A 24,400-nucleotide genomic window follows, 5' to 3' on the forward strand; every position below is an offset into this window, starting at 1 on the left:
TTAGAGAAATTAAGATAGGCTACACACTGAAATTATCTTTCGGTTATTATAGGATCATTTATTCTGTGGGACTCTCTTACAAAAAAAATTAGTTTGTAAATTCTCCCGGCGCGTCAGTTTTGTTAGCTGTACAATTTTACCAATTTTTTTTGAACATCCATCAATACTTGACTCGCTGTCATTTTCCCCTGCTGCTCTATCGGAGTATTGGGCGGTAGTTTTTTAAGAATTTCGCAAGATGAGTTGTACATTTTAATAGCTATATTTAGCTTACCTTCTTGACTGTATATATTTCCGAGTTCGAGATAAGCTGAAACAAAAGATGGGCAAAGATAGATAATTTTCCTCAAAATAATTTTAGCGGTTTCCAAATCGCCCTGTTCTTCAGCAATGTGAGCTTGCAAACAATAAGGAAATACTGACATAGAATCTACTTTGCTAGCTCGCTTGCAGTGCTCTATCGCCTGAGAATATTTACCTAAATTTGCATAAATTTGCGCCAATAAATAATCAGCATCAAAGGTCTGAAATTGTAGGGATAACGCCTGTTTTGCCTTGTCAATTGCCTCAGTATAATCTTTATTTTTAAAGCATTGTTTAGCTTTTTTGATTAGCCTTAAATAAGTTTGTTGCGGTGTCTTTTCTGTTAAAACAGGATTTGATAATGACCCATCCTTGCCAGCAAAATGTCCCTCCACATAGCGATTTTGCAGTATTTTATCCAACCGAGTATCTGCTGTTAACAGCGACCCGATATCCGCAAAATTGCCGTTAGCAAAACTAGCTGGCACCGTTTCCGCTGGTAGCAACTGACGGCTGTCGCCACAAACTTCCCCTCCCTTTCCCGATTCCCCAAACTCCGATTTTGCCTGGGATGCTGGTGCAATCAAAGAATCTATTTTACCTGGTTCCTCCCCTAGGACATTCTTGGCTTGATAAACAACCGACTCCGGGAAAATCTTTGGTTGAAACTCCTTCATCACGTGATTGTAAACTTCAGCGTGACCGGTCATTAAATATCCTCCAGGCTTCAGCGTCTTGGCAAATTTTTTCAATACCTGGGAAATATATTTATCTTCAAAATAAACAAAAACATTTCTGCACAGTATCAAATCCATGTTATTAATATCTGTGTAAATATTAGGAAAATTATCTGTCACTAAATTGAGATTGCTAAAGCTCACAAATTGGCGCAACGTTCTGTCTATTACCCACTCGGTTTTTCGCCGATCGAAATAGCGCGCTTGCAGATTTGGATCGACTAAGCGAAATGACCAAGGGCTGTAAATTCCCCGCTGCGCTTTTTCTATTACTTCTTGATTGATATCAGTACCTAAAACTAAAATATTCCATTTTTCCAAATCGGGAATTAGCTCTTTTAAAATAAAAACTAAAGAATAAGGTTCTTCACCGGTGGAACAGCCTGCACTCCAGATTCGCAGGGTTGGCTTAGTTCCTAATTGATCGTGCAGTTTGATTTGGCGATCGATCAATTCCGGGAAAATGACTTTTTCTAGAAGCGAAAATTGTCCTTTGTCCCGCATGAAATAACTTTCGTTGGTTGTCAGCAGCAGGGCTAGTTGGTGCCATTCGTTTTGACTTTCCAGACTCGGAGCAGCTAACATTTGATAATAGTTATCGGGAAAGCCTATTTTTACAGCTTTCATCCGAGTCAAAAGTTTTTGAGCCAAAGCCGATCGATCTTGCGGGCGAATTTCTAAACCGGTGCGAGCTGCAATTAATTGAATAAATAGCTGAATTTGTGCATCATTCATATCAACTCTGTAATTTTTTTAGGTATAATCTGCTATGATCGGGAATTTGTAATGTGCTAGGGAATTGAGCCGATCGCACTCATCGCCACAATACCAACGGAAATAATATCATGCCTGGTCGGTCGATCGCTCTCGGATAGGTTCGTAGTGCGGACTTCAGTCCGCAATCCAAGAACGGACTAAAGTCCGCACTACGAACGAACTGTTTTTGTGATGGTAATCGATCGAACACTATCTCAAAGACCAAAGGTAGAAAACACAAAGCAGTAGGAACAAAAATCTGCCGTTTGCTTTCTACCTTCTGCCTTCAAACCGTAAGGTGCGCTGGCGCACCCTACATAATGGCGGTTCTACATCCAGGATTGTTTAAGCTGGAAAAATCCGCAGGCGGCGGTTAGGTTCTTCTCCAAAACTGTGAGATTTTAGGTGATAGTGTTCCACAAGTTCGTGCTGCATTTTGCGGACGTTGGGAGAACGCGGTAAGAGTTCCACCGGTTGTCCCTTGGGAATCACAATTTGCTCGACAGCCAAGCGGGTTTCTTCGAGAGCTTCGAGCTCGTCAGAAGTACCGCTGCGGGCGAATAAGGCGAGGTCTGCCACTTCCGGGGTGCCGGGGTCGTCCATGTCCAACAAGCGCCGCAAAGCTCTTGCTACGTGGGGAATAGTGCCTGCCTTAATTGTGTGCAGGGGAACTTGGCGAGTTTTAGCCAAGTGCCTTAATTTTGACTGGTTCCGCACGTTCGATCGCAAAGCCAAAACCACGTCAGCACTTTCAATATCCTTCGTCAACTGCACCGGCAGGTTCAGGGTAGAAATCACCTGTTCGAGCTGGTGGCGAGCTATGCCGTAAGGATAAACGTGGAGGGGCAAATCTTCGCCGTTAGGGCCGACATTCTGGGAATAACGTCCCCGGTGCTGCGGTACTGGTTCCACGGACAGAGATTCTTCGAGGAGTTGCTCGAAATACCGAGTCTCAGGAGCCACCGGTGCGCTGTTAGCAGTCTTAGTATTAGCCGCGAATTTCTCGCTGGGAGGGGGCATCGGCACCATTTTGCCGGCACTCCGCCACCCAGAAATCGGTGTGACTGGCCGGATTGCTGATACCGCAGCGGGGCCTGGGCCAGAAGCTGGCATCCCTGGGAACCGGGCGGGGGGAGATGCTGACTCGCGCTCGATAATTACTTCTCCACTGTCGCTGACGCTTCTGATTTGCTGGTTCGGTTCGCGTCCCCGCAGCAAACTGTCGATCGAATCTGAGACTCGTTCGTGGATTACCCAGCGCTGTCGTTCGAGCATTTCGATCGCAATTTCAAAAGTAGGCGGTGATTTGCGTTCCAAAACTGTCTTTTGAGAACCGCGCCGCCTTGCTTCGTCATCTCCTAGCGTTACCGCTTGGATTCCCCCAATTAAGTCGGCCAGAGTCGGGTTTTTCATCAAGTTTTCGATGCGGTTCCCGTGGGCGGTACCGACCAATTGCACGCCCCTTTCGGCGATCGTCCGAGCGGCCAAAGCTTCTAATTCCGTGCCGATTTCGTCAATCACGATCACTTGCGGCATATGGTTTTCCACTGCTTCGATCATGACTTGGTGCTGGAGTTCGGGACGGGAAACTTGCATTCTGCGAGCTCTGCCGATCGCCGGGTGCGGGATGTCTCCATCTCCGGCGATTTCGTTGGAGGTGTCGATGATTACCACTCGTTTTTCCAAGTCGTCGGCGAGCACGCGGGCGATTTCGCGCAGGGCTGTGGTTTTGCCGACTCCGGGGCGGCCTAGCATCAAAATTGACTGACCGGTTTCCACTAAATCGCGGATAATGCCGATCGTCCCGAACACAGCGCGGCCCACCCTCAATGTCAAGCCGATAATCTCGCCGCTGCGGTTGCGAATGGCGCTAATTCGGTGCAGGGTTTGCTCGATACCGGCTCGATTGTCGCCGCCGAAGCTGCCGACTCGATCGATGCAATAGTTGAGGTCTGCTTTGGTAATCGGTGTTTGGGAAAGAGGTTCGGCCGAGGATGGAAAACGAGCTTCTGGTCGGCGGCCCAAGTCCATTACAACCTCAATGAGATTGTTGCGCTGCGGGTGCTGCTCTAGGGGCTGCCGGATCTCGTCTGGCACGATTTCTAATAATCTGTTGAGGTCGTCTGTAATCTGCATTCGCCTCGGTGTGTTCGGTGACAGTTGACAGTGGACAGTTGACAGTGGACAGTTGACAGTTAATAGTTGACAGTTGATAGTTGACAGTTGATAGTTGACAGTTGATAGTTGACAGTTGTCTGTTCATTGATTACGCATCGGTGGCTATAAACCCGGTTTCTACGAGTTTTGCGTCGAAAAACGAGAAATATACTAAGAAACCGGGTTTCTGATGGCGCAAGTGCGATCGCGAACTACAGTTGTTAGTTATCAGTTTTCAGTTTTTTTTTGATTAACAACTGTCAACTGACAACTAACAACTGACAACTAACAACTGACTACTGTCAACAGTCAACAGTCAACTGACTAAAATTCTTTGATCTGAGAAACTAGAGAACGAGCTAAACTCACGGCCTGCCCGAGAAGTTCTGGGACGGCTTCGAGCTGAGTCAACCGAGGTGTTTGAGCTTCGGTTGCGCTGCAAGCGGCTGCCACCGGAACGGCATAAGCTCGATCGCTCTGCATTGTGTCTAATTGTTCTAAAATTGGCGACAGTAAAACCCTGGCATAGCTGCCGTAAGCTACACCGGCAATGTATTGGACAGGGGGAACAGACAAATTTTTCCCGCCATCCAAGAGCAGTCCAGAGGCTTTAAGTTTGCTGACAGTGTGAGCATTAGTGCCGCCTGCAAGTTGCACAAATCCCGGCAACTGGGCAGCCAAAACTTTTTGACCGAGTTTGACTGCGGCTCTAGTAGTTCCTGTTCCGATATCTCCGCTCATTGGCCTACCGTCGGTTTGCCAAATTAGGGGACAAGGAAGGGGGGAAATTATTTGATACAGTGTCCGCAAATAGTCAATCAAACCGTCTCCATCGGGGCAACTAATTGCTATTAATTTGAGTCGATCGACCCAGGGAGCTATGCTCGACCAAAGTCGCGCAAAATCTACTTCTCTGCCTACTTGCGTGTGGATTTCTAGGGCATCCGCACCGGATTGCAAGATTAAAGGTGCGATCGCAGCGGGAGCAGACACGTAAGAACGAGTGTAGATTAATTGGCTCGGACAAATTGGCAGACAGCGACCGCAGCCATAGCACTGCTGGTCTATCACCCCAGAAAAACCCTCAACAGCTTCCTGAAAAACTATTGCTTCGGCTGGACATATTTTTTCGCAGGGCCGCCAGCAGTCCATCGGACATTCGGCTGGGTTAAATTCGGCTTTGCGAAAATGCGGGTCTTCCCCATCGTTTAAACTCACCATCAGCCAGGGCAACCCTTTGCCACCAAATCTGCGGTTTTGAGTTCTTGTCTGTAATTCGCTGGCAACTTGTAGGGCTTCTTTCGCTGCTGCGACGGCGGCGGGATCTGCCGCGACATCGATACAGTCAGCGCCTGCTAAGGTGTAAGCCAAGGTGAGATTCCGAACCGCAGGCAGGTGTTGAAAGCTCGCCCCACAGATCAACTTGAACCAGCGGCCGCTTTTTAATGAGTTTAGGGGATGATAATTTTCTGTCACCCTTATATGCTAATCCTTTCAACTAAAAATTACTATGTGAAAATTTTTATTTTTTTTTGAGATTTCGGCTGATACTACCCAGAAACGCTACTGATAGCAGTAGCTCTGGCGCTGTTGGCCCTATATGTAGAGTTCTGACTTAACTATTTTTGAGAAATCTAATTTTTTTGAGAGTGCCTAACGATGACGCGATTTTTAATTTTGGCGATCGGCTTTAGTTACACACAGAATTTCTCGTCTATCATACTTAGGTGGATTTAGCAAGGAAAAAGTAGACTAGAGATTTTTTTTTGAAGTTGCCGTGAAGTGGCAATTGCCATAAAGTTCGATCGAGCATTGAAGCCAATCGACCAACCGCAGATGAACATTCTCCTCCCTCGCTAGAAGCTAAATTCATCTGGGTTAATCTGCGATTCAACTACCTATACTACTTGCTTAGGCGCTTATAAACCGTCGCCAAAGCATTGCTATCCCCCACATTTCCCGGAAACAAAACCACTGGTAAATTGGGAAACAGAGGATGGTCTGCTGCTGTTTTTACCACCGAACAACCTGCGATAATTTGACCGATTTGCCTGACACTTTTTAGCGACAAACCGGTACTCAAAACATCGTTGGAAGTAATGCCGCCCTTGCTAATTAAAAAACCGATATCCGCAGGCAGTCCCCGCACGATATCCATCAATAAAGCAGAAACCGCCTCTCCAAATTTTAACCGGATTTCCGCATTTTTAAATTGTAGTTCCTTGCGGCTGGTATAAATTACAGGCGTTTTGCCGTCGGCATGAGCGGTGCGGACTTTTTCGAGAATTTCATCGAGGATTTGGGCGCGATATTCGGGCGAATCTTCTAGCAAGTGAGATACATCTATTTCAATGCTAACTATATTGGGTTCTTTTAACAAGCGCTCCAATTGATCGGTAGTTTTCTTAACGTGGGAACCAACTATTACTGCACCGGGTTTGCCGTCTTTCACATATTTTGCCATTTCGTCGGCTGCTACAGGCTGGTTGCCGATGTCAGCTAAAGACGTTAAAATACTAGCTGCACTGCGGAATAAAAACTTTTTACCTTGACTGGCTGCATTGAGAATATGTTTGGCAAATGTGTCTAAATCGCTTTGGCTTTCGCCGTCAACAACTGCACATTGGTTGTCTGTCATGTCCATCAGTCGATCTAAACTTCCGTAGCGCATATCTGCGAGTAAAATGCGATCGACTGTATCAGCTTTGATGCGACCTTTGGTTTTTTCTTCTACGTACTCTGGCAGGTAACTGTGACTGTAGCCGAAGACAGAATCTTTGGCAAATTCGGTTTCGTGAACAGGGGTTGCAACGCTGTTAACCATGAGGTAGTGTACGCTGTTGCGGGTAATTCTGCCTCCTTCAAAAAAGGCGGGAATTAGAAAATGTGCGTCGAAGGGGCCGAGCTCTTCGGCGATCGCGTCGGTTTCGATCGGATAGTGGCCGCGCAGGGTAGAATCGGAACGGCTAACGATTAGGAAGTCTGCGATTTCTTCGCTGGCGATCGCCTTTTTAAGATTTTGGCACACTTCGCGGGTGACGGCGGCTGCTGCTTCGGGAGTTAGCGATCGAGTATTTGTCAGGATAAAGAAAATCGGGGACTTGTCCCGCAGTCCCAAACGCAGGGTATCTTCGTCCCAACGTGTCAGCAGCAAGCAACTGTGCACGGTTTGAGAACCTGTTGGATCGTCGTCGAGAACTATAATCTTGGGTTTAGCGGAAGACATACTGACCTTGTTGTTAACGTCACCTTTCCAAGATATCCTTACCTGTTACTTAACAGCCAAAAATTTACAAATATGATATTTCTTAACAATTCTCATCACTGATGAATTTTAAAATGTGTCTGAGAAGACCGGGCGGTTAAAACCGCGTCTATACAGACAAAACCCGGATGGTGCGCGGGTTGAAGAACGGGCAGTTAAAATTCAATATGGTTAGGTTAACGCTAATGTCCTAAGAGATATCTTAGGGTTAGTTTTCGCGATCGTCGCGGATCGCATCGCCGAGACTATGATAGTTATCAATTAAGTGATATGTACGGGAATAAATAGCTTTTTAACTAAACCGTATTTGGTTAAAATTAAGTCATTCTCTTCATTCCGCGCAGGCGGAATTCGTTTGTGTAGACGCGGTTTCAACCGCCGTCTGCTTGTAAAATTAAGTTATTCTCTTCATTCCGCGGAGGCGGAATTAGTTTGTGTAGACGCGGTTTCAACCGCCGTCTGCTTTTCCATTTTGTCAATTAGCAGCGTTTCGGTCTTGCAACTTTTTCATTTCGGCTTGCACTCGGATAGCTAGCTGCAAAGCTTCGTTGAGTAATCGCCCTTGTTTGCTGGCTCGATCGCTAATTTTGAGGGCATTTAAAGTTCTCAAATTATTGGCAAACAGTTCGGAGTTAGTAGCGACAAATTTTTTGTGTTCCCTGAGAATTCTCTCGGTTTTCAAAGCTCGTACTAAATCGTCTCTGATTAGCTGCAAGGCTTGAATGACTTTTGCTCGATCGCCTATTTTGACTTCCGCATTGCCCGCATCTTCGATCCGATCGTTAATTTCGATCGCTTTGATTATACCATTATAGCGATCGACATCATCAAACAAATTGATTAAATCTTTATTTTTGCTAGTCCAAATTTTCCACGCATCCTCAAAAATTAAACCGCAGATCGCAGCTAGGTGGAGGGCGAACCAAAACAAATAAGCCCTAGGAAATATCGCAACCAGCAACCAACAACTGATTATAACCAAAACAATTAAACCGACGGTTTTCAAAACTTCGCGGGCAAAATTAGTTGCACTCGCAGGTCGGTATACGCGATCGGGCCCCACGCCGCACAGGTGCCTGAGCTCACCGACAGTAATTTCTAATCCCTGAATGTCAGCTCGCATAAATCTTCACAAATATTTGTTAAATATAAAGTTTTGTGGTAGAACAAAAGGCTCGTCTACAATAAATCTAACACTTTTTTCAACCAAAACAGCACTATGTCCGCACGTCCTATCTACCTAGACAACCACGCCACAACGCCTGTAGACAAACGGGTACTTGATGCGATGCTGCCGTATTTTACCGAACAATTCGGCAACGCAGCCAGCATCAACCACGTTTACGGCTGGGAAGCAGAAGCAGCGGTTAAAAAATCGCGGCAAATCATAGCAGAAGCAATCAATGCTTCTCCAGAAGAAATTGTTTTTACCAGCGGTGCGACGGAAGCAAATAATTTAGCGATTAAAGGCATCGCCGAAAGTTATTTTAACAAAGGAAAGCACATTATCACAGTAAAAACTGAACATAATGCAATTCTTGACCCCTGTACGTATTTGCAAAAATTAGGGTTTGATATTACTGTTTTACCGGTGAAAAGTGACGGATTGATTGATATTGGTGATTTGATTAAAGCGATTCGGGCTGAGACAATTTTAGTTTCGGTGATGACGGCTAATAATGAAATTGGTGTGATTCAGCCGATCGCCGAAATTGCATCTATCTGTCGCGGAAATGACATTCTGTTTCACACAGATGCGGCCCAGGCGATCGGCAAAATTCCCCTAGATGTACAGGAGATGAACATCGATTTAATGTCCTTGACGGCCCACAAAATCTACGGGCCAAAAGGCATCGGTGCTCTTTACGTGCGTCGCAACAAGCCGAGAGTGCAGTTAGCGTCACAAATGCACGGAGGAGGCCACGAACGGGGAATGCGATCGGGTACTCTCTATCCACCGCAAATAGTCGGATTCGCCAAAGCGGTAGAATTAGCCATTGCCGAAATGGAGTCGGAAACTGAACGAGTTGTTAATTTGCGCCAGCGTTTGTGGGAAAATTTGAGTGAATTGGGTGATGTTGTGATCAACGGTCATGCTACTAAGAGGTTGCCTGGTAATCTCAATATTAGTGTAGGCGGGGTTGACGGTCAAGCGTTGCTGTTGGGCTTGCAACCGGCGGCGGCAGTTTCTTCGGGTTCTGCTTGTACTTCTGCGAAAATTTCTCCATCTCATGTTTTAGCAGCGATCGGGCGATCGGACAAATTAGCCTACGCTTCAATTCGCTTTGGGATTGGGAGGTTCAATACCGCTGCTGAAATAGATGCAGTGTCTCAACACGCGATCGCCACTATTCAATCTCTCCGCCAAGCTCAAAAAGTCATGAGTTAGATCATTCGGCGGTTGAAACCGCGTCTACACAAACGAAGTCCGGATGGTGCGCGGACTAAGAGATAAAGGGGGGCTAAAACCCGGATTTGGTATTAAAACTTTCCTATTTCTTCAGTCCGCGAAGGCGGACTTTGTTTGTGTAGTAGCGATTTCAATCGCCGAGTATAATTGGTATTAATCGTTTACTTAGAATCCACCACCTCGCGCACCCGATAAATCGGTTTTCCCTGGGACTCATGATAAGTTCGCATCATCACTTCCGCCAACAAACCAAAACAAAATAACTGCACACCAGTTAACAGCAAAACCACAGCCAAAATCAGCAAAGGACGATTACCAATACTTTGACCCAGCCCCAATTTCACGAAAGTTAAATAAATTCCTAAAACCGTTCCCAACGCCATAGAACTCATTCCCAGAAGTCCAAAAACGTGCATCGGTCTAGTTAGGAACTTCTTCATAAAAGAAATAGTTAACAAATCCATTAACACCCGAAAAGTCCGCCAAATTCCGTACTTGCTTTGACCGAAACGCCGCGCGTGATGTCGCACCGGAAGTTCCGCAATTCTCGCCCCTTCAATAAAAGCCAAAGCCGGCAAAAATCGGTGCAATTCTCCGTACAGATTCAAGTCTGCGACTAACTCGGATTTATAAGCTTTCAAAGAACAGCCGTAGTCGTGCAAAGTTACGCCCGTAACGCGACCAATTAACCAATTGGCAATTTTAGAAGGAATCAAGCGGCTGATAGTATTATCCTGCCGATTTTTGCGCCAGCCGCTAACTAAATCGTAGCCTTCATTTAACTTGTCTAACAACTCTGGAATATCAGCAGGGTCATTTTGCAAATCGCCGTCTAGGGTAACAATAGCACGACCTGTAGCGCGATCGAAACCTGCTGACATCGCAGCAGTCTGCCCGTAATTGCGCCGCAAAAGCACAGCACAAAGGTCATCGCGACTGCTGGCTAATTGCTTGAGAAGTTCAGCAGAACCGTCTTTAGAACCGTCATCTACACAAATAATTTGATAGCTGAGTCCGGATGGTTGAATCGCAGAGGCGATCGCCTCAATCAGATGAGGCAAACTTTCCACCTCATTATACACCGGCACCACCACAGAAACGTCGAGAACAATCTCATCGGCAGCCTGCTGTGCGGCCAATTTTTCCAAAAATAATGCGGCGTCCATTGCTTTGTTAGATAACATCATTGGTCAGTTGTCAGTTGTCAGTTGTCAGTTGTCAGTTGTCAGTTGTCATTAATTAAGAACTATAGAACTCAGACACTGGTGGCCAGAAACCGGGTTTTTTTACGAAATACTTCGTTTAAATCCTCAATTTCGATGAAAAACCCGGTTTCGTTGTTCGCAACTACAGAACTTATGCACGGGTGGCCAGAAACCGGGTTTTTTACGAAAATACTTCGCTAAAATCCTCAATCTCGGTAAAAACCCGGTTTCTTTGTTCGTAGTGCGATCGCGAAATAAACTAATTAGGTTGATAACTGGCCACTACTTTACCATATCCGCGCAATTGCTGATAATAAGCTTGACTGACTGCATCGCCCTTTTCAGACAAAATATCAATCCCGATACCGTCGCGACCTTGTGCTTTCCCCGAACTGTGAATGTAGCGATTATCTCCGAGATACAATCCTACATGAGTTGCTTTTTCCACTGTGCCAAAAAATATTAAATTCCCCGGTTCTAAAGCATTGATATTAACAGACTCAGTAAAAGCTTCCTGTTGATAAGCATCCCTTGGCAACCAGATGCCTGCAGCCACAAAAGCAGCTTGCATCAATCCCGAACAATCATAATTTGGCCCGACTGTACCGCCCCAAAGATAATAATTAGATTGGTTCATGGCTTCACGAGCAAAAGCAATTGCGATCGGCAATTTTTCCCTAATTTTTGTCTCAAAAATCACCAAAGGATGATACACTGTTTCTGTGACTTCGAGCAAGTCAATATCTCGAAGATCCAACCAACCGGGATAATCGTCTTCGCACAGCCGCACCATCACAGCGTTTGTATCTAAGTTTACATCGCTCGAACTCTGGTTGAGGACGCGCAAATGCCGCCCCAAGGATGCTTGAGTTGCCAATTGATCGCACTTTGGGGAATCGTAAATATTTATGTGCGAGATTGCCCGATACTCCACAACATCAGATAATTGATAATTGACCATTGCTAATTGCTAATTGTTGGCTGTTAATTGTTCGCACTTAACGATTTATTGCCCTTAGCCAACCGCCGTTAACCGTTAACCGTCCGCCATTAACCATGACATTTTTCCACAAAGACGAACAATTAGAAACCCTCGGCAGTAGCATTATAGACTCCGCACAGTCAGAATTTACAGGATTGACGGGCGATCGCACAGCCATTACCTGGATAGTCTACGATCCACCCGTGCGAGTCAACACAGGCGGAGCCCTCAGCGCCCAAGAATTTTGGAAATATCAACCGCGAGGTTTTAGCGCCAGAGAATCAGAACGAATTTATCCCGCTAGCATCGTCAAATTATTCTACCTCGTGGCCATCTGGGAATGGGCGCAAAAAGGCATGATTCAAACATCGCCAGAATTAGAACGCGCCGTCCGAGATATGATAGTTGATTCCAGCAACGACGCCACCGGTTTAGTAGTAGATGCCCTCACCGGCACCACCAGCGGCCCAGAATTATCACCAGGCCCCTTTGAAACTTGGAAACAGCAGCGAAACATCGTCAACCGTTACTTTCAATCATTAGATTGGCCAGAATTACACAACATTAACGCCAATCAAAAAACCTGGTGCGATGGGCCCTACGGTCGCGAGCGAGCATTTCTGGGAGAATTAATGGAAAATAGAAATATGCTCACTACAAATGCCACAGCGCGTTTGCTGCACAGTATAATCGGCGGTGTAGCTGTTTCTGCAAAAGCATCGCAAGAAATGATGGGCTTAATGAAACGCAGTTTAGAACCAGCAGAATTACAAGCCGATCCAGAAAATCAAGTTACAGGTTTTTTAGGTAGCGGATTGCCAGAAGATGCAAAAATCTGGTCAAAAGCGGGGCTGACAAGTCAAGTTCGTCACGATGCTGCTTATATTGAAATACCTGGTTTGCGGCCGTATTTATTAGTTGTATTTACCGAGGGGAAAGAGAATAGCAAGAATGAAGAGATTTTACCCTTTATTTCGCGGCAATTTGTCGAAGCAATCAAGGCGCTTGATTAGATTTGGTAGCCGATGATTGCTGCTAGACTAGAATTGAATTGCGAAAATAATTGGGACGGGCTAGAAGCCCATCCCACAAAATTTGATTAAAAGGAATTTTTTCCTAGAAGTTTTAGAACGGAGAGGGGGGGATTCGAACCCCCGAAGGGTGATAACACCCTTAACAGATTAGCAATCTGCCGCTTTCGACCACTCAGCCACCTCTCCACGATGACGGTAACTAACTATAGCACACACACCAGGCTCTTGCCAACCCCTAAATCAAAAATTCTTCAATCCCTCTCCCTATATACCTTTGGTCGAAGGCGGAAGGCATATTTCCCCACTCTCCCCCTCTCCTACTCCCCAAAGCCCCTAGCCTTCAAGTGCTTTTCCCAACTAAAGTTAGAACTCAAAAAGAACCTCTTAGTATACAAATATCCCAATCGGTACAGCTTAGCCTTGCGATCGGCATCTAGATTAAAATCCGTCGTCGTCACCGCAGCTTCAGTCACATCAATATTGATAACTCTGCCTTTATCCATTTCGCGCTGGTGATAGCGGTCTCTTGCTTTCATCATCGTGGTGAACATCGCCGACAGCATCGACACCGGACTATTAATCTTAATTTGGTTCTCAATGCCAGTATCAACTAATCGAAACCCAAAGGTAAACCAGCGCGGCGCAACCGGAGTCGAACCGGATTGTTTGTCATAAATCCACAGCGGGAAATTGCTCAGAATTCCCCCATCGACAATTAAGTCATTGCCCAGTTTTCCCGGCTCAAAAAATAGCGGAATGCTCATCGACAGCCGCACCGCTTCAGCTACGCTAAACTCTTCGGGATTTTGCAGCCGCAACTGCTGGTACAAAGCATCGGAATCTGCCGAGTCTTGCCGCCGTAAGTCATCGGGCAGCACCAACATTTCACCGCGAGTCAGGTTGGATATTACTACTTTTAATTCCCGCTCTTTTTCCAGTTTTTTGACATCGGCAAAACTCTGCAAGTGACCTTTACTAAGTATTGCTTCCAGCCACTGCCGGAAAGGTTGTGCAGAATATTCTCCCATCTGGCGGCTAATTGTGAGAAAAATTAGCGTCCAAGCTGGAGATTGCAAGTCGTCTGCTGGATCGCCATTTAAAATTAGAGGACTGTTTTTTTGAGTTAAAAATATGCTGTAATCGAGGTCTCCTAACAACTGCTCTAAGTCATCCATTGACAAGTCTGTTGCCAATACTGCGGCAGTAATTGCACCCGCAGAAGTACCGGCCAATTTTCGCCAACGGATACCCAAATCGTGACAGCATCTGAGTGCTCCTAAAAAGGCAACTCCGCGCACGCCACCACCTTCAAAAATGGCGTCTGCATAAATTTGACCGTCTGTGTCGGGAGGCGGAAATTTTTTGAGAATTGTTTCTTTTTCGGTGAGGGACATCCTGACGCCCGGTTCTTGCAAAATTTGCTGGGGATACAACTTGCTCATTTTAGATTTTGGATTTTAGATTTTAGATTTATTGTGCTTGATTTTGGTTGGCATTCATTGCTTCTTTGACGTGTTCTTGAACTTGCGATCGCACTTGTTCGTAGGCTACCGACGCGCACCAGGGCCGGAGAGATAGAATAGTCGTATCTGGAGTGATCTCGGCTACCAAACAAGTCGGGGGCGGATTTTCCAAAACCAGCGGGTGAGAATGGGCAATTTCTAACAACTCAGCCATCGTTGGACGGATCGGGCGATCGCCAATATCAATTTTTAAGTCTACTCGCCTCGTACCCATCGCCGTAGTATTTTTCAGTGTACCGTTAAATAAATTATTATTCGGAACAATAATTTTTATGCGATCGTCCGTCACGACGGTTGTTGAAAAAATCCCGATGCTGTCCACCACTCCCTTAACATCCGCAGCTTCGATCGCATCTCCGACTTCAAAAGGCCGTAAACTAATCAACATTACCCCAGCAGCAAAGTGAGATAGAGTATTTTGCCACGCCAAACCAATCGCCAAACCCGCCGCACCCACAACAGCCACCACGCTAGTCGTTTGAATTCCCAACTGATTCAAAGCGGCGACTACTCCCACTATCAAAATCACAATTTCCGCAGCTTGAACTAAAAATTTCCGCAGCGTGGCTTCCGTGCGGCTGAGGGTTCGGCGAGTCACGCGGCCCGCAACGTCGATCGCAAATCGCGTAATTAACAAAATACCGATCGCCCACAGCGCTTGAGGTACAACTTTAAACCCCAATTCTACGAATTTTTTCGAGAATTCTTGGGCTACTTGCATCGCCTGTATTCTTTCTGCATCTAGCTGCGCCGTCAAGGTTTGAGCTATTAGTATAATTGTGCTGGCTGTCATGTCAATTGGTAATTTGTAATTGGTAATTTGTAATTGGTAATATCAAATTTGATCGCATCAAAATTATACTCCTCTACGGTTAAGTTAAGCCCGATCCCCCCTAGCCCCCCTTAAAAATGGGGGAACAAGAAATTGCTCAAAGTCCCCCTTGCTTTCGGGGGATTTAGGGGGATCTCCGGGGCATAAACATGATTAACTGAAGCGTCTTGAATCATACTGTATTTGCGAGCATCCAGATCGTCCTAGTTAAGAGTTTACTGCAACGCGAGGCAATCGGTGTTTAAAACCGCAGAGAATTTCCCATGAAATAGTTCCTAAAGTTTCCGCCCAATCATCAGCAGTAATTTGATTTTCCCCATCTTTACCCAATAAAGTCACCACTTCCCCGACTTCTAAATCGGGAATATCAGTTACATCCAGCATTAATTGATCCATCGTCACAGCCCCGACTTGCGGCACAAATTCGCCCCTAACTAAAACCTGCATTTTATTAGAAAGATTGCGGGGAATCCCATCTGCATAGCCGATACCAACTACCGCAATTTGTGTCTCGCGCCCAGCAATAAATTGATAGCCATAACTAACGCCAGTTCCTGCTGCAATTGTTTTCACCTGCGTCACCCGAGCTTTTACCTGCATTGCGGGCTGCAAATTGGTGATCGCCTGCAAGTGAGGAGCAGGATAAAGACCGTAGGTAGCCAAACCGACTCGCACTAAATCATAGTGCAAATCGGAGTCTGTGAGAGTGGCAGCAGAGTTGGCCAAGTGGAGGCGACGGGGGTTAATTCCTGCTGTTTGGATTTGGGCGATCGCCTTTTTGAACCCTTGCTGTTGCTCTCTCATCACGGCGGGATCGGGACTATCGGCTGTCGCCAAGTGAGAGTAAATGCTGGCTAATTTTAAATTTGGCAAACTATTGACTAATTGCACAAATTCTGTTGCGTCTTGCCAGAGTGTACCCAAACGAGACATTCCCGTATCTAACTTAGCGTGAACTGACAAAGATTGATTGAGACTGACGAGAACTTCCGAAAAAATTAGGGCTTGTTTGGCAGTACAAATAGTGGGTTGTAAGTGCCATTGGGCGATCGCCCTTACCTGTGCGGCTGTATGAGTTGCCCCCAACAGCAAAATCGGCGCTTCTATCCCAGCTTCTCGCAATTCTATGCCTTCGGGAATCGTCGCCACACCCAGCCAACTAGCACCTGCTTGCAAGGCTGTTTGACTAACTGCGATCGCACCGTGCCCGTAAGCATCTGCTTTCACAACTGCCATCAGTTCGGTTTGGGGAGATAAGAGATTTTTAAGCTGTTTTACATTGTGAGTTAAAGCTGCTAAATCGATTTCGACCCAAGCCCGCTGGCAAAGTCCGCCATCGCCTTCCCAGAGCAGCATCTGGCGGGATTTTGGGGGTGTTGATCCTGCGGTTGTTTGTTCCTCACTCAACATTAGTCGATCGCTCCTACTTGCTGACACCATTAAAAACTGCTCGAAGATTTCACCCTAGATTTAATTATAATGAGAATTTCTCTTTCATCAATGTTAACTGGTGTATCATAGCATCAAAAATACCTGGTAAAAACTATGGACGGATTAGCTTACCTGCATTTAGCTGAAACTTGGGAAACGCCCCCAGCTCAAACTCGATCGCCCAACGCGACAAATCACCTGAATTTAGCCTCGACTCCTTTACTCTTCTTTACGATCGCTCTCACAATTTCCAATTTAGTCTATCCCGCCCTCGCCCTCAAAAAAGGTGATTCAGGCCCGGAAGTTGTCGAACTCCAGAAAACTCTACAAACATCAGGATATTTTGACCGTAGGGCTACAGGATTTTACGGTTCTATCACCCTGGCTGCGGTGAAAAAGTTTCAAGCAGAGAACAACCTAAAAGTTGACGGAATTGTCGGCCCTCAAACCTTGTCAGCCCTCAAAGGCAAGTCGCCAGCCGCCAGCCCTGACCAAGAATCTGCGGAAAAAACACCGTCAAAGGTCGATCGACCTTCGCCATCTCCTACCGCCACAGAAAACAACAACAAACTCGAAGATACAACTAAAAATCAGCCACAACAACCTCTCTTTCAAGAACCATTTTTACCACCATTTAAAACAGAAACTCCTGCTCCAAACCTTGAAAACAAAGAAAATGAATCACAAGGTAAAAGGCTGGTAAATACTGAAGGTAAAATGACTTTGAAAAAAACTATTTACGGCAAAATATCGCCGAAATCAATAGTTTATTCGGGAGCGGGTTTGTTCTTTGCTCAAAACATGATGTACAGCCATAGCATCACAGTTTATGATAGGAACTTTAAATTAGTCAAGACTATTCCCGATACAGTCAACTTGTCAAAGTTTGGCTTTTCTAAATTCAAAGGCAATTATCAAGGTTCTCCCGTAGAAGCTGCTTTTTCAACAGATGGCAAGTATGGCTATGTATCCAACTATCAAATGTACGGTTCTGGGTTTAAAAATCCCGGTAGCGACAGGTGTTCTCCATCAGCAAAACACGACCAAAGTTTCCTGTACCGCATCAACACCCAAACATTGAAAATAGAACAGATAATTCCTGTAGGTGCCGTTCCGAAATTTAATGCTGTTTCGCCTGACAATCGCTTCGTACTCGCGAGCAATTGGTGTACTTGGGATTTGAGCATAGTTGATATCAATAAAAATCGCGAAGTCGAGCGGGTAAAACTGGGTGCATATCCTCGCGGAATTGTGGTCACTCCCGATTCCAAAAATGCCTATGTTGCCGTCATGGGTTCTTCCGATATTGCGAAAGTAAATCTGCTAGATTTTTCGGTAGAATGGTTGAAAAATATTGGCAATGCGCCCCGTCATTTGACGATAGATCCCAATGGTAAGTATCTATATGCCACTTTAAATGGTGAAGGAAATGTGGCAAAGATTGACCTAAAAACTGGTAAAGTGGTGGATAAAGTTTCGACAGGAAATGCACCTCGCAGCATGACGATTTCTGGTGATGGAAAACTGATTTATGTGGTTAACTATTTCTCGAATACTGTTAGCAAAGTCAGGACAAGCGATTTGAAAGTGCTGCAAACAGTGAAGGTTAATTCAAGCCCGATCGGGATTACTTACGATCCGGAAACTAATCAGGTTTGGGTCGCTTGTTATTCGGGCAGCATTATGGTGTTCCAAGATTAATCTACCTGGTTCAATCCTTCGGACTGAAGTCCTAAAAAAAATCAGCAAAAAGGACTAAAGTCTTTACTAACAACCTGGTTCTATCGTTCGGACTTAAGTCCTAAAAAAATCTAGTAACAGGACTAAAGTCTTACTACAAACCAGGTTTGCAGTCTTACTTTTCACCGCATCCCTGAAAGGTAGAGCAGGAATTCATTTCAGCCGGTACAAATGGCGGTAAAGTGGTGAAAACACAATAAAAAAAATCATAAAAATGTTTAACTGGTGGGACAAGAATGGAGTCAGTATTGAATTAGGAGACGAGAGATTCAGCAACCGAGCCTGCTCAATCGGCAAAACCCTAAGTGAGCGATAATGAGATGCTCCCACAGGGAAGAAGGAAATATTTTGTTCATCTCCCCCTCTCCCATTCTCCCCCTCTCCCATTCTCCCCCTCTCCCATTCTCCCCCTCTCCGACTTCTCCCCCTCTCCCGCTTCTCCTCATGGTGTATAAATTAGGTTGAAGTAAATGCCGTTATCTTGCAGATTGTCGCCTTTATCGCTAATTCTCACCAAAGGAAAAGCGTAATCTACGCGCAAGTTCACCTGCCGTATCGGTGCCCAGATCACCCCCAAACCCAGACCTGCCAAGAATCTTTGATTGGTTAATTTATTGGGATTGTTGGGAGTATTCCACACCGTACCCGCATCTAAAAAGGGAGCTAATTGAAGTTTGGGATTTCCCGAAGCATCGCGCTGCAAAGTAATCCGATCTTCGATAGACACTCGGAATCCGTTATCGCCGGAACGGGCATTTTGGCGGTAGCCACGCAAAGATTGTCCGCCGCCAATTACAAATTGCTGTGAAGGTAACAAACTATTAGCTGAAAGCTGCAAGTCTGACTGCAAAATTAATAAATGTTTGTCGTTCAATCGCTGTACTCGCTGCACTTGACCCAGCCAGCTAAAAAATTGTCCGTCAGGGACAGAACCTTCGTTTTGAGTAGCATCAAACAAGCTAGTGCCGATCGTAAATTGCGATCGCAAGGCCCAAGCACCCTGGGAGTCGCGCCGAATGTAGTCCTGTCCCAGCTTAATTGCACTGGTAGTTGTAACACCCTGGGAGTCAGGGCCGATGCCAAAAGGAAACGGTTCGCCGGCGAGAAAAGTTCTGCCTGTCTGATACGTAAAACCGGCAGATAAGGCAAATTCTTCGATCGGCGTTCTCCGCAGCGGTTGGCGGTAACTAACTTCAAATAAATGTGACTTCCCCGAAATATCAAAAGTGTCAAAAGGTGCTTGTACAATACTGTTGCGGTTCGGCGCAGCCCTCAATTGCAGCGTGCCGTTCATCGCATTTAGTGGCACGCGATAGCTGAAATCAAACACATCTGAATCGCCTAGCGATCTATAATAAGCAGCGGCAAGTTCGTCGCCATTTCCTGTTATATTGCGGTGCCGTAAACTAACACCCAATCTTTCAGAACCGACGCTGGGAGGCGAGTAATTATCAAAGCTGAAACTAGATTGAAACGGATTAGCTTCCGTGACTCGGACGATCAGAATGCTCTCTCCTTCATTATCCCCAGCCCGCAGACTGGCTTCTACATTGTCAAATAAAGGATCGACTCTCAGCAGCCGGAGTTGGTCTTCTAATGCACCTGTACTTAAAGGCATTCCGGCACCGAGTCGAATCCGGCTGCGGATGTAATTTTGGTGCAATCTTTTAGTTCCTTCTACCTCAATTTTGCCCAGCTTGCCTTCGATCACTTGAATTTGGACTACCCCTGCGGTGATAGTTTGGGGTGGCAAGACTGCTCTCGAAGTGATGTAGCCTCGATTGAGGTAAATTTCGGTAATTTTGTCGGCAATTTGTTTGAGCTGTTCTAGGGTGGCAGAACTACCCTCAAACGGCTTGATTAAGGCATTAATTTCGTTTTGGGTTAAAATTGTGCTGCCAACTACTTGAATTTTCCGCACCTGAATTACTGTATTCGGCAGTGGCAGGGGAACTGGGGACGGGCGATCCGGCGCAACTGGTTGCGGTATTTGAGGAGGTTCTGCCGAAGGCTGCGGGGCTGGTTGCAAAAATCGATCGCGATTTGGATCGGGCTGAGTCGGTGGCGGCGGCAGGTTTGGAGGGGGATTTTGTTGGTTTTGGGCTAAAACATCGCAATCTAGAGGGTTCTGACATTTGGGTTCACTGTCAACTAGATTTTTGGCTGCGGGCTGGGGGCTAACCTCACAATCCGTTTGATCAATTGTGGAGCAGCGATCGGGCTGGTTGTCAAGAGGGTTGGTTTCTGGAAAATCGGGGAGTTGATTTAAGTTGGTTGCGGTTTCATCCTGCTGGATTTCGAGTTTTTGCCATGCTAATACTCCGTTGCTTGGATCTGCTGAGTTGTGAGTGGCGGCGGGCAACTGAGAAATATCGTCTGTTTGGGATAGGGCTCGATTGGCGTCATAGCAAGCGATTGGGAGCGCCGTTAGAAGTGAAATCCCCAACCGAAATATGGCAATATTTGCACTCGGACGCATAATTAATATTTTGTCTAAAATAAGTTTGTATGCTGCTTGACTGTGCGAGTTTATCATTTAGTGTTGGGAGCAGTTTAACAATCAAGATTTCAACAGTCCAGCTTTTAAGAGGCAAGCGATCGCTGATGAGCGTTACCACAAAAATTTTAATTTATTGAGGACGATCGACCAAAAAACCTCCAACGCCTCATAAATCATCTGTGGGGCTGCGAAATACTGCGATCGCCACCGGGTTTTTGGTACTTGCTGCATAAGTCCAATTATTTTTTGGCAATTGGTGTTAACTCACTGGGGACTAATGGTTCTTGGGCGATTTTGCCGAGTTGGACTGAGTTCAACATTTCTGACCACTTGAGCGCTAAACTGTCATCGCTGGGAGACTCCGTTCGCAATTGAGCTAGAGTTGCCAGGTACTCGTACCAGAGACCTTGTTGGGCAAAGATGCTGAGCTTGGCGCGACTGTCTGGCGATCGATCTAACTCTGTTTTTACGGTTGGGGTGACTGCGGTGCGGTTAATCCACCCGGAAACGAGAACATCATCTGTTGTATAGCTGTTTGGGTTGCATTTGATCGTAAAGTACCATTGATAGTTTTTGCCAACTTTCAGGGCTGGCGAGTTGCCGTCGGAGCCGAGGCTGACGCTAACAATACCAGCACGGCTAGTTACCATCCGAAAACTTTTTTTGTATACTGTTTTGTCGTTTTCGTCCGCTAACTCAAACTGAACTGTTTTGTCGAGGGCTAGCGGAACGTAGTAAAAAAATGTCGGCTTTTCTGATATGGTTTGCCCCATAGTTGATTGGGGAATCAAGGCAGTTAAGGCATTTGTAGCAGTGGGGCAGGCTAAGCCGCGGGTTCCTCCGCCTTCGCGCCTTCCGGGTACTCCCTGCTCCGGCGGTTGAAAGTTATTCCACGTGGCTCCCGGTTGCTGGGTGTTCGGTCTGCTTCCGGTTGGGGAGAGGGTTTGAACTGTTTGCCAGTTGAGGGGTAGCTGCGGTTGTGAGGGGGGATGAACGCTGTTTGCGGGGCTGTTGAGAGCCTTTGCTGGTATTAAGAAACTACCAGCGGCAACTGCCTCTAAAGACAGAATTAAGGAAAGGGTACCGATGTTTAGAGCAGACTTCCAAGCCATGACGAACCTGCCTTCTGATGAACCGAGGAACTTGAACGTATGATTTTATTCTACCCAAGGTTTTGACGGATCTAGTAATCTGTTGTACTTAATTTATATCTTCCAGCAGATACTATGAGTTTGGATGCTCTGACAAATATGGCATTCTGTGTCGCATTTTTCAGTGGTAGCTTAGTAGTTATACTTAGTCGCATTCATGGCAGCAAGTTGGGTTGAGCTTGTTAAACCCAATTTAGACAAAGACTAATATTCCGGGTTTTTTAGCTCTGGTAAGAGGTTACAACGAAATATATTCGTAAAAAAACCCGGTTGATGCGTCAGTCCAGGATATCAGGAACCTCAGCAATTTTGCTGCTGAACCTGACGCGATCGGCTACAAGTTACAAGATCAGGTTTTATGTACAATACCGGCAAGAAATTTAGTATGAATCTCGATTCACCTGTTCTCTCGGACAAACAAAATTCAGGGCTGCGGATGGTAAGACCGATCGGTGTATCTGCACTGCACGGCATTGCTTTTTTAGGAAATAGGTTGTTCGCGGTCGATCGCACCGAAGGGCTACTATTGGAGATCGATCGCGAAACTGACAACACTACTGTTTTGAATCCTTGTCAAACGGCTAAGTTTGCGGGCGCAACCGGGCTGGCGATTTGGGAAGATACTCTCTGGTTTTCCCAGGATGAGGATATTTGTTGCTGTCCGGGGGCAATTCTGGACGGAGCAATCGCACAACTCAAACCGGAACATTTTGTTTCCCTTTCTTATCCTGCTGACGGGATTGCTGTTTGGAAGTCTACGCTGTATGTGACTTGCCAGAGATTGGGCTATATTCTGGTTTTTGATGTAAAAACTGGTCGGGAAATTACTCGGTTTTATGCTCCCGGTATTGGCATAGAAAATATCACTGTCCGGGATGAGGAACTTTGGGTTTGCGACAAGACTGAGCAAACTGTTTACTGTTTGGAACGGGCAACTGGCGAGATTAAATTTAGCGTTTTGACTCCCTTTGAATGGCCTTCTGGTTTGGCTTTTCACAAAGATGCCCAGACGGGGGAGGAGATTCTGTATGTGGCTTATGCTGGGGATGAACTTTATATCCGGGATGACCCAAATTCGGAAGATCCTTTTCAGTTGACGAAGCGCGATCGCACTTTTGTTCACCCTTTGTCTTTTCACTATAATGAAGCCGAACGCTACGCTCTGTCAAACGGTTTTTTGATGGAAATGTCCTATGTGGAGGAATTGTCTCCTCTGGATGAGGTAGAAATCGATAATTTGGAGTGGCGGATTGCTTTACCTTCGGACACTCACCGCCAAAAAGTGAGAAAAATTACGCCGATTGGGATGCCTTTTACTGAGGAAATTCAGGAAGGGGAACGGGTGGCGGTGTTTAAGTTCGATCGCCTCCAGAAGGGGGAACGGCGAATCTTTGGCTGGAAGGCTTTGTTGGAAGTGCGATCGATTAAGTATCAGTTGTCGCCTCGGGATGTGGAAAAGATTCCGCAACTGTCGCCGGAGTTTGCAGCTAAGTATTTGGTGGACAATGATAATTTGGCGATGGATACGGAGATTGTGCGATCGGCTGCGGTGGCCTCAATTGGCACTGAAACTAATATTTTGAGGCAGTTACTGAGCATTCGCAATTTTGTTTACGACCAACTTTCTTACGGGATCAGGCCTCACATTGACACTCCCGATATTGTACTGCGGCGCGGCATCGGTTCTTGCGGCGAGTACGTGGGGTTGTTGTTGGCTTTGGCAAGGTTGAATGGGATTGCTTGCCGCACAATTGGGCGCTACAAGTGTCCAGCTTTTGCTGACAGAAAAGGTGTGCCGCTGGAACCGGATTTCAATCACGTTTGGCTGGAGTTTTACATTCCTGGTTTTGGCTGGGTGCCGATGGAATCTAATCCTGACGACATTCAAGACAGAGGCCCTTATCCTTTGCGGTTTTTCATGGGTTTGGCTTGGTACCACATGGAAATTGGCAAGGGAGTTCGGTTTCAAAGTCTCACCAGCGGGGGTCTTCCTTTGAAGAAGGAGGATGTTTCTGTGGGGAGTCTGGCAATTAATCATGTCAGGTTTACAATTTTGGAAGAGTTGTTTTAAGGAAGAAGGAAGAAGGCAGAAGGAAGAAGGCAGAAGGCAGAAGGAAGAAGGCAGAAGGAAGAAGGAAGAGGGAAGAGGGAAGACGGAGGATTTTTCTGATCTCCCCCTCTCCCTCTCGCCCAATTCAGAGAAGGCAGAAGGCAGAAGGCAGAAGGCAGAGGGAGGATTTTTCTGATCTCCCCCTCTCCCTCTCGCCCAATTCAGAACACGTCCGGTAGAATAACCGTTATCACATAATTGGGTTTAAAACCCCGTCCTTCGCTCGACGGCTTTAATTGTAAACTTTAATTACACATTCACCAC

General features: G+C 46.0%; 19 protein-coding genes and 1 tRNA gene. 6 read left to right on the forward strand and 14 right to left on the reverse strand.

Going from position 1 to position 24,400, the window contains the following annotated elements:
- Positions 1-122: 122 nt before the first annotated feature.
- From QUB66_RS27615 to QUB66_RS27640, 6 genes are all read right to left on the reverse strand, one after another.
- Complete coding sequence (locus QUB66_RS27615; protein ID WP_332970472.1) at positions 123-1,775, reverse strand: CheR family methyltransferase; 1,653 nt, start codon at positions 1,773-1,775, stop codon at positions 123-125.
- A gap of 366 nt (positions 1,776-2,141) precedes the next feature.
- A complete protein-coding gene (locus QUB66_RS27620; RefSeq protein ID WP_332970471.1) occupies positions 2,142-3,932 on the reverse strand; it encodes a R3H domain-containing nucleic acid-binding protein in 1,791 nt (596 codons plus the stop codon).
- A 345-nt stretch (positions 3,933-4,277) separates the two neighbouring features.
- Positions 4,278-5,429: a circadian clock protein LdpA gene (gene ldpA, locus QUB66_RS27625; protein ID WP_332970470.1), complete on the reverse strand. Its 1,152-nt coding sequence runs from the start codon at positions 5,427-5,429 to the stop codon at positions 4,278-4,280.
- 247 nt (positions 5,430-5,676) lie between these two features.
- Positions 5,677-5,826, reverse strand: coding sequence for a hypothetical protein (locus QUB66_RS27630; protein WP_265233966.1), 150 nt, complete (start codon positions 5,824-5,826; stop codon positions 5,677-5,679).
- A gap of 30 nt (positions 5,827-5,856) precedes the next feature.
- Positions 5,857-7,179, reverse strand: coding sequence for a four-carbon acid sugar kinase family protein (locus QUB66_RS27635; RefSeq protein ID WP_332970469.1), 1,323 nt, complete (start codon positions 7,177-7,179; stop codon positions 5,857-5,859).
- Between the two features lie 514 nt (positions 7,180-7,693).
- Positions 7,694-8,341, reverse strand: a complete 648-nt coding sequence (locus QUB66_RS27640; protein WP_332970468.1) for a hypothetical protein — start codon at positions 8,339-8,341, stop codon at positions 7,694-7,696.
- A gap of 96 nt (positions 8,342-8,437) precedes the next feature.
- Here QUB66_RS27640 and QUB66_RS27645 point away from each other — a divergent pair, with 96 nt between their 5' ends.
- Positions 8,438-9,607, forward strand: a complete 1,170-nt coding sequence (locus QUB66_RS27645; RefSeq protein WP_332970467.1) for an IscS subfamily cysteine desulfurase — start codon at positions 8,438-8,440, stop codon at positions 9,605-9,607.
- Positions 9,608-9,789: 182 nt separating this feature from the next.
- Here QUB66_RS27645 and QUB66_RS27650 read toward each other — a convergent pair whose 3' ends face one another.
- Both QUB66_RS27650 and QUB66_RS27655 read right to left on the reverse strand, forming a co-directional pair.
- Entirely contained in the window at positions 9,790-10,812 is a 1,023-nt protein-coding gene (locus QUB66_RS27650; protein WP_442923335.1) for a glycosyltransferase family 2 protein, read from the reverse strand.
- Positions 10,813-11,092: 280 nt separating this feature from the next.
- Positions 11,093-11,794 (reverse strand): C40 family peptidase, encoded by a 702-nt coding sequence (locus QUB66_RS27655; RefSeq protein ID WP_332970466.1) that lies wholly within the window; start codon positions 11,792-11,794, stop codon positions 11,093-11,095.
- 95 nt (positions 11,795-11,889) lie between these two features.
- Here QUB66_RS27655 and QUB66_RS27660 point away from each other — a divergent pair, with 95 nt between their 5' ends.
- On the forward strand, positions 11,890-12,828 hold the full coding sequence (locus QUB66_RS27660) for a serine hydrolase (RefSeq protein WP_332970465.1): 939 nt from the start codon (positions 11,890-11,892) through the stop codon (positions 12,826-12,828).
- A gap of 118 nt (positions 12,829-12,946) precedes the next feature.
- Here QUB66_RS27660 and QUB66_RS27665 read toward each other — a convergent pair.
- The 4 genes from QUB66_RS27665 to alr form a co-directional block, all read right to left on the reverse strand.
- Positions 12,947-13,035 (reverse strand) — tRNA-Ser (locus tag QUB66_RS27665).
- A 131-nt stretch (positions 13,036-13,166) separates the two neighbouring features.
- The gene (locus QUB66_RS27670) at positions 13,167-14,291 is read right to left on the reverse strand and encodes a patatin-like phospholipase family protein (protein ID WP_265233960.1); all 1,125 of its coding nucleotides are present in this window, start codon (positions 14,289-14,291) and stop codon (positions 13,167-13,169) included.
- Positions 14,292-14,319: 28 nt separating this feature from the next.
- Positions 14,320-15,165, reverse strand: a complete 846-nt coding sequence (locus tag QUB66_RS27675) for a mechanosensitive ion channel family protein (RefSeq protein ID WP_265233959.1) — start codon at positions 15,163-15,165, stop codon at positions 14,320-14,322.
- Positions 15,166-15,411: 246 nt separating this feature from the next.
- Positions 15,412-16,560 carry an alanine racemase gene (alr, locus tag QUB66_RS27680; RefSeq protein ID WP_332970473.1) on the reverse strand — a complete coding sequence of 383 codons (1,149 nt, stop codon included), beginning with the start codon at positions 16,558-16,560 and terminating at the stop codon, positions 15,412-15,414.
- A gap of 189 nt (positions 16,561-16,749) precedes the next feature.
- Between alr and QUB66_RS27685 the strand changes: the two genes are divergently transcribed.
- On the forward strand, positions 16,750-18,336 hold the full coding sequence (locus tag QUB66_RS27685; protein ID WP_332970464.1) for a peptidoglycan-binding protein: 1,587 nt from the start codon (positions 16,750-16,752) through the stop codon (positions 18,334-18,336).
- 253 nt (positions 18,337-18,589) lie between these two features.
- Positions 18,590-18,691 (forward strand): IS4/Tn5 family transposase DNA-binding protein, encoded by a 102-nt coding sequence (locus tag QUB66_RS29820; RefSeq protein WP_442923175.1) that lies wholly within the window; start codon positions 18,590-18,592, stop codon positions 18,689-18,691.
- Positions 18,692-18,817: 126 nt separating this feature from the next.
- On the opposite strand, the gene QUB66_RS27690 is transcribed toward QUB66_RS29820, so the two are convergent.
- Both QUB66_RS27690 and QUB66_RS27695 read right to left on the reverse strand, forming a co-directional pair.
- Positions 18,818-20,911 carry a ShlB/FhaC/HecB family hemolysin secretion/activation protein gene (locus QUB66_RS27690; protein WP_332970463.1) on the reverse strand — a complete coding sequence of 698 codons (2,094 nt, stop codon included), beginning with the start codon at positions 20,909-20,911 and terminating at the stop codon, positions 18,818-18,820.
- Between the two features lie 203 nt (positions 20,912-21,114).
- Positions 21,115-21,987, reverse strand: a complete 873-nt coding sequence (locus tag QUB66_RS27695; RefSeq protein WP_332970462.1) for a DUF928 domain-containing protein — start codon at positions 21,985-21,987, stop codon at positions 21,115-21,117.
- 424 nt (positions 21,988-22,411) lie between these two features.
- Between QUB66_RS27695 and QUB66_RS27700 the strand changes: the two genes are divergently transcribed.
- Positions 22,412-24,097, forward strand: coding sequence for a transglutaminase domain-containing protein (locus QUB66_RS27700; protein ID WP_332970461.1), 1,686 nt, complete (start codon positions 22,412-22,414; stop codon positions 24,095-24,097).
- Complete coding sequence (locus tag QUB66_RS27705; RefSeq protein WP_332970460.1) at positions 24,063-24,272, forward strand: hypothetical protein; 210 nt, start codon at positions 24,063-24,065, stop codon at positions 24,270-24,272. The genes QUB66_RS27700 and QUB66_RS27705 overlap by 35 nt, the downstream gene beginning before the upstream one ends.
- Positions 24,273-24,400: the final 128 nt, after the last annotated feature.

Origin of the sequence: Microcoleus sp. A2-C3 (assembly GCF_036706065.1) — a bacterium.
Lineage (GTDB): Bacteria > Cyanobacteriota > Cyanobacteriia > Cyanobacteriales > Microcoleaceae > Microcoleus.

Excerpts from the sequence above, each read along its gene's own strand:
- QUB66_RS27635 (WP_332970469.1), bottom strand. The coding sequence starts at position 7,179 with ATGTCTTCCGCTAAACCCAAGATTATAGTTCTCGACGACGATCCAACA.
- QUB66_RS27620 (WP_332970471.1), bottom strand. The coding sequence starts at position 3,932 with ATGCAGATTACAGACGACCTCAACAGATTATTAGAAATCGTGCCAGAC.
- QUB66_RS27650 (WP_442923335.1), bottom strand. The coding sequence starts at position 10,812 with ATGTTATCTAACAAAGCAATGGACGCCGCATTATTTTTGGAAAAATTG.
- QUB66_RS27690 (WP_332970463.1), bottom strand. The coding sequence starts at position 20,911 with ATGATAAACTCGCACAGTCAAGCAGCATACAAACTTATTTTAGACAAA.
- QUB66_RS27615 (WP_332970472.1), bottom strand. The coding sequence starts at position 1,775 with ATGAATGATGCACAAATTCAGCTATTTATTCAATTAATTGCAGCTCGC.
- QUB66_RS27655 (WP_332970466.1), bottom strand. The coding sequence starts at position 11,794 with ATGGTCAATTATCAATTATCTGATGTTGTGGAGTATCGGGCAATCTCG.
- QUB66_RS27705 (WP_332970460.1), top strand. The coding sequence starts at position 24,063 with ATGTCAGGTTTACAATTTTGGAAGAGTTGTTTTAAGGAAGAAGGAAGA.
- QUB66_RS27700 (WP_332970461.1), top strand. The coding sequence starts at position 22,412 with ATGAATCTCGATTCACCTGTTCTCTCGGACAAACAAAATTCAGGGCTG.
- QUB66_RS29820 (WP_442923175.1), top strand. The coding sequence starts at position 18,590 with ATGTTTAACTGGTGGGACAAGAATGGAGTCAGTATTGAATTAGGAGAC.
- QUB66_RS27685 (WP_332970464.1), top strand. The coding sequence starts at position 16,750 with ATGGACGGATTAGCTTACCTGCATTTAGCTGAAACTTGGGAAACGCCC.
- QUB66_RS27695 (WP_332970462.1), bottom strand. The coding sequence starts at position 21,987 with ATGGCTTGGAAGTCTGCTCTAAACATCGGTACCCTTTCCTTAATTCTG.
- QUB66_RS27640 (WP_332970468.1), bottom strand. The coding sequence starts at position 8,341 with ATGCGAGCTGACATTCAGGGATTAGAAATTACTGTCGGTGAGCTCAGG.
- QUB66_RS27660 (WP_332970465.1), top strand. The coding sequence starts at position 11,890 with ATGACATTTTTCCACAAAGACGAACAATTAGAAACCCTCGGCAGTAGC.
- QUB66_RS27645 (WP_332970467.1), top strand. The coding sequence starts at position 8,438 with ATGTCCGCACGTCCTATCTACCTAGACAACCACGCCACAACGCCTGTA.
- QUB66_RS27670 (WP_265233960.1), bottom strand. The coding sequence starts at position 14,291 with ATGAGCAAGTTGTATCCCCAGCAAATTTTGCAAGAACCGGGCGTCAGG.
- QUB66_RS27630 (WP_265233966.1), bottom strand. The coding sequence starts at position 5,826 with ATGAATTTAGCTTCTAGCGAGGGAGGAGAATGTTCATCTGCGGTTGGT.
- alr (WP_332970473.1), bottom strand. The coding sequence starts at position 16,560 with ATGCTGCTCTGGGAAGGCGATGGCGGACTTTGCCAGCGGGCTTGGGTC.
- QUB66_RS27675 (WP_265233959.1), bottom strand. The coding sequence starts at position 15,165 with ATGACAGCCAGCACAATTATACTAATAGCTCAAACCTTGACGGCGCAG.